This window comes from Nonomuraea sp. H19 (assembly GCF_052068215.1).
Taxonomy (GTDB): domain Bacteria; phylum Actinomycetota; class Actinomycetes; order Streptosporangiales; family Streptosporangiaceae; genus Nonomuraea.
The window spans coordinates 55,871-68,699 of sequence record NZ_JBQHCV010000014.1 but is presented as its reverse complement, the minus strand read 5'-3'; the positions used below and the strand labels follow the sequence as shown (position 1 = coordinate 68,699).

Sequence of the window (12,829 nt, the reverse complement as noted above, 5' to 3'; positions counted from 1 at the left end):
GGCGTGCAGTCTCCAGCGGACTGGCCGATTCTCGCCATCTCGGTGGTCGGCTCGATCCTCCTGGTTGAACTGGTCCGGCGGATGCTGAACCGGGTGGGGCGCAAGTTCGCGCTGGCCCGGCATCTAGTGGAGCACTGCACGTGGGCCGCGTTCGCGGTGGCCGCCGTGGTGGCGTTCAACCTGGTGTTCGGCCCGGGCATGTTCGGCGGCTCGCCGAGCGAGCGGGCCGTCGCGGGCACGATCGAGCGGGTGCTCGGGCTGGTCACGATCGCCGCGGTCACCTGGCTGATCGTGCAGGCCACGTACGCGCTGACGGACGTCGTACTCGACCGGCTGGTCCGGGTCGAAGGGGAGCGAAACCGGCGGGCGCGGCGGATCATGACGCAGATCGCGCTGGTCCGCCGCATCGCCGCCGCCGTCATCATCGTGATCGCGGTCGGCGCGATGCTCTTCTCCTTCCCCCAAGTACGCGCGCTCGGCGCCGGCCTGCTCGCCTCGGCCGGCATCGCGGGCGCCATCGTCGGCATCGCCGCCCAGCCCACCATCGGCAACGTGGTGGCCGGGCTCCAGCTGGCCTTCAGCGACGCGCTGCGCCTCGACGACGTGGTCGTGGTCGAGGACGAATGGGGCAGGATCGAGGAGGTCACCCTCACCTACGTCGTGGTGCGCCTGTGGGACGAACGGCGGCTGGTCCTGCCGGTCAGCTATTTCACCCAGACCCCGTTCGAGAACTGGACCAGGCACGGCAGCCGGGTGCTCGCCGTGGTGTTCCTGCGCGTGGACTGGTCGGTGCCCGTGGCGAAACTACGCGAGGCGCTGTACGAGTCCCTGCAGGGCAACCCGCTCTGGGACCAGAAGGACTGGACGCTGCAGGTCACCGACGTGCTGCCCAACGGGCTGGTCGAGTTGCGCGCCCTGATGAGCGCCGCCGACTCGCCGTCCGCGTGGGACCTCAAGTGCGACGTACGCGAGTTCCTCGTCGACTACGTCAGGGACAACTTCCCGGACGCCCTGCCTCGCTTCCGCGTCGAGACTCCGGAGACCCGCGTCGGCGTGAGCTGGCCGGAGTTCCCGGGCGCCTGAGCCGCCACGCGGTCAGGCCCGCCAGCACGAGGAAGCCGCCCCCGACCAGCCACAGGTCCGGCAGCCGGACGCCGGCCGCCACCTCCTCCAGCCCCGCCTCGGGCACCGGCAGCCCGGCCGTGCCGTCGGAGACCAGGAACAGCACCCCCAGTCCCGCGAACACCACTCCGGACAGCAGCGACGAGGTGTGCACCCGCAGTGGCCCGATCCTGAACCCCCGTCCCCGCAACCACCCGCGCCGCCCGAGGTCGTAGCGCTGCCACAGGCCCGCGAGCAGCAGCAGCGGCGCCGCCATGCCCGCAGCGTAGACGGCCAGCAGCAGGGCTCCACGCAGGCCGTCCCCCGAAACGGCGGCGACCGTCAGCACCGCGCCCAGCACCGGTCCCGCGCAGAACCCCGCCAGCCCCGACACCGCGCCCAGGACCAGCACGGCCGCCGCCGAGTCCCCGCTGACGTGCGCCCTGAGCCGCACCACCGGCCGCAAGCCCCATCCGGCCCCGGCCGCCTGCAGCACCCCCAGCCCGATCAGCGTCCACCCCGCGACCGCGACCAGCAGCTCCTGCCGGCCGTAGAAGAGCCTGCTGACCTGCGCGGACCCCATGCCCAGCGGCACCAGCACCGCGCACAGGCCCGCGTAGAACAGCAGCGTCCTGCCCACCAGCTCCTTCCGCCCGGGAAAGGCGTAGGCGAAGAACGCCGGGAGCAACAGCGCCCCGCACGGGCTGACCAGTGAGAACAACCCGCCGAGGAAGGCCGCCGCATAGGTGACGTCCGTCACGAGGGGGACGGGGGGCGTCATTGCCCGCGCCGGGCCTTCTCGATGGCCCGCTCGAACGTCGCCGCCGACTGCGCGCCGAACAGCAGCTCCCCATTGATCAGGAACGCGGGCGTACCGGGCAGGCCGAGCTGCAACGCGAAGTTCTGGTCGGCGGCGACGGCCTCCCGTACCGCCCTGTCACGCCGATCGGCGTCGAACCTGGCCACATCCAGCCCCGCCCGCCGCGCCGCCTCCCGCAGCCCGTCCTCGTCGAGCCGCGCCTTCCCCGAGAAGAGCACGTCATGGAACTCCCAGAACCTGCCCTGCCGGGAAGCGGCCCGCGCGGCGACGGCGGCGGCCTCGGACTCCCGTCCCCGAATCGGATAGTCCCGCCAGAACACCCGGACGACCCCCGAGTCCACATATTTCCGCCACAGCGCGGGCCCGATGCTCCGCGCGAACCGCGTGCAGTTCGGGCACTTGAAATCACCGAACTCCACGACGATGACCGGCGCCTGCGCCGACCCCTTCGCCAGCCGCATGTCGACCGGCGGCGGCGTAGGCCCCTCCCACACCGGCGGCCCGGACGACGCGACCCCGGTGGGGGTGCTGCTCGCCGCCGCCGGCCGCGGACTGACCGCGCCCTTGTCCTCACCGTCATCCCGCACCGCGCCGTCATCCCGCACCGCGGCGAGGCCGAGCGCACCCAGCACCACCGCGCCCGCCAGCGCCCCCGCCACGACCCGCCACCGTTCCTTCCACACCCGCCCATTGTCCCCCAGAACAAATAAATACGTGGCACGCGCGCCGATCACCGGTTTACCGTAGACATCGTCCAGCAGGAACAAATACGGAGAAGGGAGCCGGCAGGTGCGCGAACTGAGCATCCTCCGACCGCTCGCGACCCTCCCCGAGCTGCCGCGAAGGCTTTCCGGATAATCCTTTACAGGATTGCCAGGAAAGCCGTCTCGAACATATCCGAGGCGGCTTGTTTCATATTTACGACCGAGTGTGGGGCAGTTTGGTCAGCCCGCCTGCCTTGGGAGCAGGAGCACCGCAGGTTCGAATCCTGCCACTCGGACGACGGCCCTGAAAGGAAAGGGCCGCGGGCACGGCCTGGCCGACGGGAATGGCGCCCCCCGGCCGGACCAAGCCCTCACCCCGGGCCGGCCCACGCCAGCCAAGCCCGGGGTCCAATCGCTCCAGCCCAACACTCAAGACCGCAGGGGGCACAAAACGGGTATCGACCGACACATCGCACGCCTGGGACTCGACATCTCGCACTACAAGGGGCAGGGATGGTCCAAGGGCGCAGCGGAGCGTCCCGAGGAATTCCAGGGAGACATTTGGATCAAGGCGAGGCTGAAGCGCACCCGGTGCGAGGAGTGCGCGCTGACTGCCGCATGTTGACGGAGAGGTGGGGGCGAAAGAACGGCCGACGTAGGCCGGTACAGGCGCTTGTGGCGGAACTTCGGTAGACGCGCCGGACCCAGGATCCGGTGCTCCGTAAGGAGCGTGGGGGTTCGACTCCCCCCGAGCGCACGCACGAAGGAGGCGGAGGTCCAGGGTTCGAATCCCTGGGGCGGCACACAGCCATAGGGGAACTTTCGCGTTGCCGCGCTGGAACGACACGGCGACGTGCGGGCCTTCTGGATCGGCCGCCCTTTCGCCTGAACACCATGTGGACGCTGTCGTACGTGTGGCGCGGGCAGGAGCACCTCACCGTGGAGGCGGACCGTTTCGTCCTATGCGGCGGCGCCTGCGGCAGCCCGGAGGTGTGCCCGCCTGCGCGCGCGACGCGTTCCTCCACCCCATGCCTGTCCACTTCGCCGGCCACGCGAACTACCTCCGTACCGACCCGGCCTCCAGCCACTTCCTCCTGTCCTGACGCCGGAGGGCAGAAGGTGAGCGGCCCGGTCACCGCCGTTCGATCGGCACCAGGCCACCGGCCGGCCGTCCCGCGCTCGGGGGCGAAGGTGCCCCACGCTCAGCCCTTCGGATGAGGACATTCCTCCAGCCGGGTTACTGGGGCAGGGCGCTTATTCGAGACCTGTGGTATTCCTCACCGGCGCTATGTCCTCCCTCCGGGCGACACGCAGGACGGCGGCCATGAAGATCAGGCCCACGGCGATGCCCAAGGCGTGCTGAATGACTGCGACCATCGTGTATTCAGCGGTCACGAAACCTCCGGGCTGCAGGATCACCATCGGCAGCTTCCAACCGCTCCACGCGAACAGCGAGCCTGAAGCCCCGAAGGCCAGCGTCATCGGGATCCACCGCCGAAGCCGGGCAGGCCGGCAGCGCGTGAGCGCCCAGATGCTCCAGGCTCCGAGCAGGACCCACAGTCCCGAACTCGCGTTCAGCAGTCGCCCGTTGAGATCCCAGCGGTCGCGATGAGCCGGGTCGAGGCCCAGCGTCCCGCCCAGCGCCCAGTAGGACCAGGCCAGTCCCAGCCCGGAAGCCACCGCCATCGCCATCGTGGCCAGGGTCCATGAGCGGGCAGGGCCGTCCCCGACGCGGCCGAGGAAGGCCCTCGGCCATCTCTCCCTCAGATAGATCGGCAAGGCCACGGCCAGCCCCACGGCCATCCCGGCGAAGCCGATGGTGAGGAAGACCGTCTCCCCTCGCGGAGCCGAGGCGGAGTCCTCGCCGCCACCCAGATCGATCCCGAGTGCGCCGAGGACACCTTTGATCACCGAGTAGGGAAGCATCGGGACCAGGAAGCCCGCACCCACCCAGGAAAAGAAGATCACCGGCACGGCCGGCAGCCGGCGGCCCCATCGCTGGGCCAGCGCCAGCCCCAGCGCGATCCCGGTCATCGCCATCACCACGGTAACGACGTTCAGCAGCACCCAGTCGGCGGTGCCGTAGTCGTCCGGACCTTGCCCGAGCAGCGCCGCGGCGACCCAGATGAGCTTGACCGCCAGGTAGAGCGACATGCTGAGTGCCGCGGCGTAACCCGCGAGCCTGCGCACCACGCTCCATCGCGCGCGCACACCCATCTCGGCGGGAAACTCACCCGAACCTTGTGTCACCTGAACCCGACCCCCCAAGCGTGCCGATCTCGACGCGCTCGAGTCTTGCGGGGCGTCGACCGGGCGGGATCCCCCCACGGTGTGGAACGCCGGCGCTTCCTTCCCCCGTACGGGGGAAGGATCACCCTCGGGGCGCCTGACTTCCGAGCCCTGGTCATGTCGCGGTTCTGCTCCCATGATCCGGTGCTCGACCGATCCGGTTCGTTCGTTCGGCCGTCCCGTCTGTGGACTCCCACCTGGTCTGCTGGGCCGCCTGGAGTTCGAACGAGACAACCTCTGCTGGGCTCAGTGGTCAACTGGCCGTCCTTGCGACCAGCGCGGCCAGGCCGTCGCGGCAGGAGGGGTAGCGGGCGTCCAGCCCAGCTCGTCGGTGGCGCGCCGGTTGGACAGGCGGATGTGGGTGGCGACCATCAGGGCGCGCAGGTACGGCAGGGCGGTGAGGAGGTGGCTGGGCACCCGCCGGGGAGGAGGTGCCCCCGCGGCTTGTGCGACGGCGCGGAAGTAGGCCTCGAAGGTGACCGGCTGGTCATCCACGATGTTGTACGGCTGGCCGGGGCGCCCCCGGTGCAGTGCGGCGACAGTGGCCGAGGCGGCGTCGTGGATGTGGATGAGCGAGACGGTACCGCTGGGGCGCGGGGCGGGCAGCCGCCGTCGCCGGGCGAGGTGGATCAGCCGCCGGGTGGCGGGCTCCGGACCGTAGAACATGCCATAACGCAGGGCGACGCCGTCGATGCCCGGGGTGCCGAGGACCTGGTCCTCGTTGCTGCGCAGGGAGATCATGTGCCGGTCGAAGCCTCGGTGGCCGGTGCGGACGGCGAAGGGGTGGTCCTCGTCCAGCAACTGCTCGCCGTGGTCGCAATAGCCGTACCCGAGGAAGAACGACTGGGTGAGGAAGCGACGGGCACCGAGCTCGGCCGCGGCGCGCAGCAGGTGGGCCGTGCCGCGCTCGCGCAGTGCGTCGGTGGCGTACAGATGTCGGTGCAGGAACGGCACACCGGTGATGGCGGTCGCCTGGTGGATCACCGCGTCGGCCCGCCGGCCCCCCAGGGCGGCCAGCAACTCCTCGATGTTCATGATGTCGGCTCGCACCGGCTGCGCGCCCAGCGCGGCCAGCTGGGCAGCGCCGGCGGCGGACCTGGTCAGGCCGAGCATGTGATGTCCCTCGGCCAGCAGCATGGGGATCACGGCGGAGCCGAGTGCGCCGGTCGCGCCGGCCAGCAGGACCCTCATGACCCCGCCTCCGCCCGGCCGCGCAGCTGCCGGATCCGTACGATCCATGCCGCCAGCGCCACTGCGGAGACCGCCAGCAACGTCCACGGGTCGGAGGCGTTGCCGCCCAGCGGCAGGTCGAGAGCGTGGTTGACGGCGTGGAAGGTGTTGGTGAACACAAAACCGGCCAAGACCACGGCCAGTACGTCGCGCCAGCGCAGAGCGCACAGCATCATCAACCCGATCCCGATCTGGAACACGCCCGCGTCGTGCAGGAAGTGCACGTGATTGGGCCAGTTGGCGAAGCGGGCGAAGCTTGCTGGATCCAGCCGGGCCCAGCATCCGGTGCTCAGCATGGTCAACGCCGCCAGCACCGGCAGCGACCTCAAGATCGACGGTCACACCTGGAACGCCGTAGACCCGGCTCGCGCCAATGCGGCAGCACCGCAGCGGCTGGGTCGTAGGCGGGGCGGTCAGGATGGGAAGGTCGCGTCGAGGGCGGCGCGGAGGTCGGCGATGAGATCGTCTGCGTCCTCCAGGCCGACGGACAGCCGTAGGTGCCCGTATTTCCTGAAGGGTTCGGGGTAGTGCTCGATGCCGCCCCGTCCGGTGGTGCCGACGTGCACGATCAGGGATTCGTCGTGGCCGAGGGACACGGCGGAGGTGATGACGCGCAGGCCGTCGACGAATCGGTTCTGGGCGTCCGGGTCACCGTTCACGGCGAAGGCCATCATGGCGCCGTATCCGGCGCCGGTGAATTGGCGGCGGGCGAGCTGGTGCTGCGGGTGCGAGGTGAGGCCCGGGTAGGCGACGAACGCGACCCGCGGGTCGGCCTCGAGGAACGCGGCGATCTTCTCGGCCGAGGCGAAGTGCTGCCGCAGCCGCAGCGGCAGGGTGACGGATCCGCGCACGATCAGCCAGGCGTTGAACGGCGAGATCACTCCGCCGACCTCGACCATGGCGTCACTGCGGATCGGCCCTACGAGATCGCCGGCCCCGATGACGACACCGCCCATCGCGTCGCCGTGGCCGTTGATGTATTTCGTCAGCGAATGCACGACGAGATCGGCGCCATCCTGCAGGGGGCGGTAGAACGGCGGAGGGGTGAAGGTGGAATCGACCGACAGCAAGGCATCGGCAGCATGCGCGATGTCGGCGAGCGCTGCGATGTCCGCGACCTTCGTCGTCGGATTGGCGATGGTCTCCGCGTGCACGAGCTTCGTGTTCGGGCGCACGGCGCGGCGGACTGCGTCGAGGTCGCCGACGTCGACGAACGTCGCCTCGATGCCGTACTTCTCCGGAAGCAGTTTGCTGAAGAGCCGCCAGACGGCCTCGTACGTCACGTCCGAGACCACCACATGGTCACCCGACTTCAGATGGGTGAAGAACACACCGTGCAGGGCGGCCACGCCCGTGGCGAATACGACTGCGTCCTCGCCGCCCTCCAGTGCTGCGAGCTTTGTCTGGAGACCGACTTGGTTGGCGCCGGAGTTGCGGGTGTAGACCAGTCCTTCGGCCGAGGACCAGTCCATTGTGGACGGGTCGTCCGGCAGCAGGTACGAGTTGGCCATCACCAGCGGTGTCCGCACTGCGCCGGTTCCCTTGTCGACGGTATTGCCGGCGTGCACGGACTGTGTGGCGAACGCGAGAGTGGACGGGTCGTGCTTATCGGGTCGAGGGGTGCGCGAAGTGTGGGGTGCTGTGCTCATGATCAGTGGTTCCTCGAGGACAAAGAAAGTGATGGGCAGGAGCCCGGCGCGCCACCGGGGCCGGGCGGATGGGGTTCCCAACGGTGTCGGGTTCGCCGAGCGGGGTGAAGGACTCGGTGCCGTCCGCGTGGCGGGCGCCGAGGCAGTCGGCGCACCCGTAGGCGAGTGAGCTGCCCAGGGGCAGCAGAGCAATCACAGGACATCCCTTGCTAGTCGTTGGAACGACCAGACAGTACATTAGAACGACCGGCGAGTGCTAATCAAACGACCGCACGGTACATTCAACTGGTCCAGTTGTGAGGATGGTGATCAGATGGCTGAGACAGCCGCAGCCCTGCGGACAGTCGCGCACAACGTCCGGGCGGCCCGCAACCGCGCGGGCCTGTCCCTGGACGAACTCAGCCGGCGCGCCCAGATCAGCAAGGGTGCCCTTGTGGCCCTGGAGAAAGCCCAGGGCAACCCCAACCTGGCCACCCTGGTCCGACTGGCCGACACTCTCGGCATTCCCGTGTCCGCCCTGATGCAAGGACCGCCCGAAGGCCGCGTCCGCGTCGTGACCGCCGACGCCGTCGCACCACTGTGGACCGGAGAACGAGGCAGCCAGGCCCGGCTCATGCTGACAACCTCAGGCCCGGCCCCTGTCGAGGTCTGGCGCTGGCAACTGGAACCGGACGAGGAATACCCCAGCCACCCCCACCACGCCGGAGTCGTGGAAACCGTCAACGTCACCTCCGGCCGGATGATCCTGGTCGTCGACGGCACCGAGTACGCCATCGAAGCCGGGCAGACCGCCACGTTCAACGGCGACGCCCCTCACACCTACCGCGGCTCGGGCGCCGAAACCTGCAACCTGATCATGACCGTCCACCTGCCGCCCGGCCCCGCTTCCGCAACCTGACCCAGTCCCCGTCGGGGACAGGTCCGCTCCATCCGGCCCGAGGGTGTCGACGCCGTCCTAGGCCTGATCACCGCTCCCGGCGGCGACATCGACGTCCTGGCCGCCCGCGGGATCCGCGGCTGCGGGCGGATTCGTGGCCTTCCCGGGTCCGGTCGCGAATGTACCCGCGTTCCATGCCGGACAGGGCGGTCAGCACGGTGAACACGATCCCGGAGGGGGTCGTGCGAGCTTTGCGGCTCCCCGGTGAGGAACTCCAGGCCGATGCCTGCGACCTTCAGTTGCTCGCTCCGTCCTCTGGAGGACATGGTGCGGTCAGAGCAGCTTGTCCAGGGTGATCGGCAGGTCGTAGACGCGCTTGCCGGTGGCGTGGTAGACGGCGTTGGCGAGCGCGGCGGCCACGCCGGTGACGCCGATCTCGCCGAGGCCGAGCAGCCCGAGCGGCATGGTCGGGTCGGGCTCGTCCAGGTAGTGGATGTCGATCGGCGGGATGTCGGCGTGCACGGGGACGTGGTACTCGGCCAGGCTCGGGTTCATGATCCGCCCGGTGCGCGGATCCACCAGGGTCTCCTCCGAGAGCGCCATGCCGATGCCCATGACGATGCCGCCCCGGAGCTGGCTGGCCGCCGTCTTGGCGTTGATCACCCTGCCGACGTCGAACACGCCGAGCCAGCGCGACACCCGCACCTCGCCGGTGTCGGGGTCGACCCGCACCTCGCAGAACTGCGCCCCGCATCCCGCCTTCACCCAGCGCCGGTGGTCGCGCAGGAACCTCGCGATGAACTTCGCCTGCCCGGTCAACGTGCCGAGCCGCGTCTCGGATCCGACCGCCGCCTCGATGTGGTCCTTTCCCGCCCGGGTGAGGATCTCCGCGTAGGACCCGCTTCCGCCTAGTGCGCGCACCTTGCGCTTCAGCTTGTCGCAGGCGGCCAGCAGGCTCGCGGCGACGCTCACGGTCTGCGCGGAGGCGCCCGCGCCGGGCCCGGTGGGCAGCGTGGAGTCGCCGTACTCCACCCGCACCGCATCGAACGGCACGCCGAGCGCGTCGGCCGCGATCTGTGCCTGGGCGGTTGCCGCGCCCATGCCCATCTCCTGCAGGCCGCACCGCACCAGCACGCTTCCGTCCGCCGACAGCCTCACCGTGACGTTGGCGATGAACCGCATCGTCCCGTGATGGGCGGTGGCGACGCCCATGCCGACCAGCCACCGGCCGTCCCGCATGGAGCCCGGCTCGGGAGTGCGGTCCGCCCAGCCGAACCGCTGCGCGCCGTAGGCGTACGCCTCGCGTAGCAGCCGGTGGGAGAAGCGCTTGCCGTCGATCGGGTTCGTCTCCGGCTCGTTGCGCATCCGCAGCGCGATCGGGTCCATGCCCAGCTTGTACGCGAGCTCGTCCATCGCCGCCTCCAGGGCGAACGTGCCGGGCGCCTCACCGGGGGCGCGCATGAAGGTGTTGGGGAGCAGGTCGAGCTCGACGAGGCTGTGCCGGAGGAGGATGTTCGGTGCGGCGTACAGGTGCCCGGACGGCGAGGTGACCGCTTCGGGCAGGCCGCCGACCCGCCCGGTGCTGGTCACGCCGGTGTGGATGAGCGAGGTAAGCCCGCCGTCCGCCGTCGCGCCGAGCGCCACTCGCTGGATGGACGGCGAGCGCCCGCCGACCGTGCGGTAGACGCCCTCGCGGGTGAGCATCATCCGCACCGGCCGCCCGGTCGCGCGGGCCGCCAGCACGGTGAGCAGCGTGCCGGCCCACACCGGGCCCTTGCCGCCGAACGCGCCGCCGACGAACGGCGAGATCACCCGCACGGACGCCTCGGGTACGCCGAACCTGGCCGCGAGATGGGCGCGGAGCCAGGCGATGCCCTGCGTCCCTTCGTGCACGGTCAGCCGGTCGCCGTCCCACACGGCGGTGGTGGCATGCGGCTCGATCGCGTTGTGGTTGAGCGGGGGAGTGGTGAACCGCAGGTCCACCGACACGGGGGTGGCCCTGAGCGCGGCCTGTGCGTCGCCCTTCTTGGCGCTTCCGGGCTGGAGCGGGTTGCCTTTCAGCGGGACGGCGTGCTTCTCCTCGGCGGGGAAGTCGACGGTGGCCGGGAACTGCCGGTAGGTGACCCTGACCAGTCCCGCTGCCTCGAGCGCCGCCTCCAGGGTCTCGGCGACGACGACCGCGACGGGCTGGCCGTTCCAGTGCACCTCGTCGGTGTTGAGGTAGTTGACCGTGGTCCCGGTGACGATCATGCCGCCGTTCGTCAGGGTCGCCCGGGGCGGCGGCTTCATGCGGGGCGCGTTCTCGTGCGTGAGGACGGTCAGCACGCCCGGCACGGCGGCGGCCTCGGCCACGTCGAATCCGGTGACGCGGCCGCGCGCGATCGTCGCGTGTACCAGCGCGGCGTAGGCGAGGCGCGGGTACGGGTACTCGGCCGCGAAGCGCGCCTGCCCGCTCGTCTTGGCCCGGCCGTCCACCCTGTCGATCGGCTTGCCCACCACCGGCCCCGCCGCGGTCTGTGGCCTCGGCGGGCTCTCCATCTGGGTCATGAGCTGGTTCTGGTTCGCGGCGTCGCGCGGCCCCGTCATGCCGCGCCTCCTTCCGTGAGCACCTGGCGCAGGGTCGCGACGATCGTGCGCCGGGCGAGCTCGATCTTGAATGCGTTTCCCGGGAGCCTTTCGGCGGGCGCGAGCTCGATCTCGGCGGCGCGCCGGAAGGACTCCTCGGTGGCGGGCGTGCCGAGCAGGGCCTGCTCGGCCTTCGAGGCCCGCCACGGCTTGGCGGCGACCCCGCCGAGGGCGAGCCGCGCGCCGGTGACCGCGCCGTGCCGGACCTCCAGCGCGGCGGCGACCGAGACCAGGGCGAACGCGTATGAGGCGCGGTCGCGCACCTTGCGGTAGCGCGAGTGCGCGGCGATCGGCAGGGCGGGCAGCTCGATGGCGGTGATCAGCTCGTCGGCGGCCAGCTCGGTCTCGATGTGCGGGGTGTCGCCGGGCAGCCGGTGGAAGCCGGCCAGCGGGACACGGCGGACGCCGCGTACGCTTTCCGCCTCGACCACGGCGTCCAGCGCGGCGAGCGCGACGCACATGTCGGACGGATGAGTGGCGACGCAGGCCGGGCTCGCGCCGAGGATCGCGCCGCCCCGGTGGAACCCGTCGCGCGCGGCGCAGCCGGCCCCCGGCTCGCGCTTGTTGCAGGCGGCCGCGCCGTCGTAGAAGTACAGGCAGCGGGTGCGCTGCAGCAGGTTGCCCCCGACCGTCGCCATGTTCCTGAGCTGCGCCGACGCGCCCGACAGGATCGCCTGGGCCAGCATCGGGTACCGGGTGCGGATCAGCCGGTGCGCGGCGAGGCGGCTGTTGCGGACCAGCGCGCCGATGCGCACGCCCCCGCCGGGCAACTCCTCGATCTCCTCCAGTGGCAGTCCGGTGACGTCGACGACGGTGGCGGGCCGCTCGATCCCCTCGCGCATGAGGTCGACCAGGTTGGTGCCGCCGCCGAGGAACTTCGCGTCCGGCTCGGACGCGACCGCCTGGACGGCGGTGGCCACGTCGGGCGGGCGCACGTACGCGAACGACCTCATCGCGCCGCCTCCGCCGGAACCCGGGCCGCGGCGTCCGCCCCGGCGACCTCCTGGATCGCGGCGACGATGCCGTTGTAGGCGCCGCAGCGGCACAGGTTGCCGCTCATCCGCTCCCTGATCTCGGTGTCGGTCAACTCCACGCCGTCGGCGGCGAGGTGGTCGGTCACGGCGCTCGGCACGCCGTCCCCGTGCTCGGCCAGCATGCCGATCGCCGAGCAGATCTGGCCGGAGGTGCAATAGCCGCACTGGAACCCGTCGTGGGCGACGAACGCCGCCTGGAGCGGGCTCGCGACTCCCTCGATCGTGGTGATCTCGCGGCCCTCGTACTGGATAGCGAGCGCCAGGCAGGCGTTGATGCGCACGCCGTCGGCCAGGACGGTGCAGGCTCCGCACGCGCCCTGGTCGCAGCCCTTCTTCGTGCCCGTCAGTCCGAGGTGCTCGCGCAGCGCGTCGAGCAGGCTGACCTGCGGTTCCAGGTCGAGTTCGCGGGTGGTCCCGTTCACCCGTAGCAGTACAGCGGGCATGGTTCCTCCGTAGATGGGGGTACCCGGCGACGTTAACAGACCACTGTCCGCTTAACA

The 12,829-nt window shown here is 70.7% G+C and carries 12 protein-coding genes and 2 tRNA genes; 5 read left to right on the top strand and 9 right to left on the bottom strand.

The annotated features are described in order from the left end of the window. Nucleotides 1-3 precede the first annotated feature (3 nt). On the top strand, nucleotides 4-1,083 hold the full coding sequence (locus ACTMTI_RS29555) for a mechanosensitive ion channel family protein (protein WP_441123827.1): 1,080 nt from the start codon (nucleotides 4-6) through the stop codon (nucleotides 1,081-1,083). Here the strand turns inward: ACTMTI_RS29555 and ACTMTI_RS29550 are convergent. Together ACTMTI_RS29550 and ACTMTI_RS29545 are read right to left on the bottom strand one after the other, a co-directional pair. Then, nucleotides 989-1,882 (bottom strand): cytochrome c biogenesis CcdA family protein, encoded by an 894-nt coding sequence (locus tag ACTMTI_RS29550; protein WP_441123826.1) that lies wholly within the window; start codon nucleotides 1,880-1,882, stop codon nucleotides 989-991. The genes ACTMTI_RS29555 and ACTMTI_RS29550 overlap by 95 nt on opposite strands. Beyond that, nucleotides 1,879-2,604: a DsbA family protein gene (locus ACTMTI_RS29545; protein WP_441123825.1), complete on the bottom strand. Its 726-nt coding sequence runs from the start codon at nucleotides 2,602-2,604 to the stop codon at nucleotides 1,879-1,881. Before ACTMTI_RS29545 ends, ACTMTI_RS29550 begins: the two co-directional genes overlap by 4 nt. A gap of 241 nt (nucleotides 2,605-2,845) precedes the next feature. Between ACTMTI_RS29545 and ACTMTI_RS29540 the strand changes: the two genes are divergently transcribed. The 3 genes from ACTMTI_RS29540 to ACTMTI_RS29530 all read left to right on the top strand — a co-directional run bounded on the left by ACTMTI_RS29540 (nucleotide 2,846) and on the right by ACTMTI_RS29530 (nucleotide 3,728). Next, nucleotides 2,846-2,921, top strand: a tRNA-Pro gene (locus ACTMTI_RS29540). Nucleotides 2,922-3,294: 373 nt separating this feature from the next. Then, nucleotides 3,295-3,382, top strand: a tRNA-Leu gene (locus ACTMTI_RS29535). Between the two features lie 205 nt (nucleotides 3,383-3,587). Continuing rightward, complete coding sequence (locus ACTMTI_RS29530; protein ID WP_441123824.1) at nucleotides 3,588-3,728, top strand: hypothetical protein; 141 nt, start codon at nucleotides 3,588-3,590, stop codon at nucleotides 3,726-3,728. A 151-nt stretch (nucleotides 3,729-3,879) separates the two neighbouring features. On the opposite strand, the gene ACTMTI_RS29525 is transcribed toward ACTMTI_RS29530, so the two are convergent. The 4 genes from ACTMTI_RS29525 to ACTMTI_RS29510 form a co-directional block, all read right to left on the bottom strand. Next, entirely contained in the window at nucleotides 3,880-4,815 is a 936-nt protein-coding gene (locus tag ACTMTI_RS29525; protein WP_441123823.1) for a hypothetical protein, read from the bottom strand. Nucleotides 4,816-5,160: 345 nt separating this feature from the next. Next, nucleotides 5,161-6,105, bottom strand: coding sequence for an NAD-dependent epimerase/dehydratase family protein (locus ACTMTI_RS29520; protein WP_441123822.1), 945 nt, complete (start codon nucleotides 6,103-6,105; stop codon nucleotides 5,161-5,163). After that, a complete protein-coding gene (locus ACTMTI_RS29515) occupies nucleotides 6,102-6,473 on the bottom strand; it encodes a hypothetical protein (RefSeq protein ID WP_441123821.1) in 372 nt (123 codons plus the stop codon). Before ACTMTI_RS29515 ends, ACTMTI_RS29520 begins: the two co-directional genes overlap by 4 nt. A gap of 84 nt (nucleotides 6,474-6,557) precedes the next feature. Next, nucleotides 6,558-7,793 carry a trans-sulfuration enzyme family protein gene (locus tag ACTMTI_RS29510; RefSeq protein ID WP_441123820.1) on the bottom strand — a complete coding sequence of 412 codons (1,236 nt, stop codon included), beginning with the start codon at nucleotides 7,791-7,793 and terminating at the stop codon, nucleotides 6,558-6,560. 313 nt (nucleotides 7,794-8,106) lie between these two features. Here ACTMTI_RS29510 and ACTMTI_RS29505 point away from each other — a divergent pair, with 313 nt between their 5' ends. Beyond that, nucleotides 8,107-8,691, top strand: a complete 585-nt coding sequence (locus ACTMTI_RS29505) for a helix-turn-helix domain-containing protein (protein WP_441123819.1) — start codon at nucleotides 8,107-8,109, stop codon at nucleotides 8,689-8,691. A 312-nt stretch (nucleotides 8,692-9,003) separates the two neighbouring features. Here ACTMTI_RS29505 and ACTMTI_RS29500 read toward each other — a convergent pair whose 3' ends face one another. The 3 genes from ACTMTI_RS29500 to ACTMTI_RS29490 are packed head-to-tail and all read right to left on the bottom strand — an operon-like array spanning nucleotide 9,004 to nucleotide 12,772. Further along, a complete protein-coding gene (locus tag ACTMTI_RS29500; protein WP_441123818.1) occupies nucleotides 9,004-11,256 on the bottom strand; it encodes a xanthine dehydrogenase family protein molybdopterin-binding subunit in 2,253 nt (750 codons plus the stop codon). Continuing rightward, nucleotides 11,253-12,248 carry an FAD binding domain-containing protein gene (locus tag ACTMTI_RS29495; RefSeq protein ID WP_441123817.1) on the bottom strand — a complete coding sequence of 332 codons (996 nt, stop codon included), beginning with the start codon at nucleotides 12,246-12,248 and terminating at the stop codon, nucleotides 11,253-11,255. The genes ACTMTI_RS29500 and ACTMTI_RS29495 overlap by 4 nt, the downstream gene beginning before the upstream one ends. Then, complete coding sequence (locus ACTMTI_RS29490) at nucleotides 12,245-12,772, bottom strand: 2Fe-2S iron-sulfur cluster-binding protein (protein ID WP_441123816.1); 528 nt, start codon at nucleotides 12,770-12,772, stop codon at nucleotides 12,245-12,247. The genes ACTMTI_RS29495 and ACTMTI_RS29490 overlap by 4 nt, the downstream gene beginning before the upstream one ends. Nucleotides 12,773-12,829: the final 57 nt, after the last annotated feature.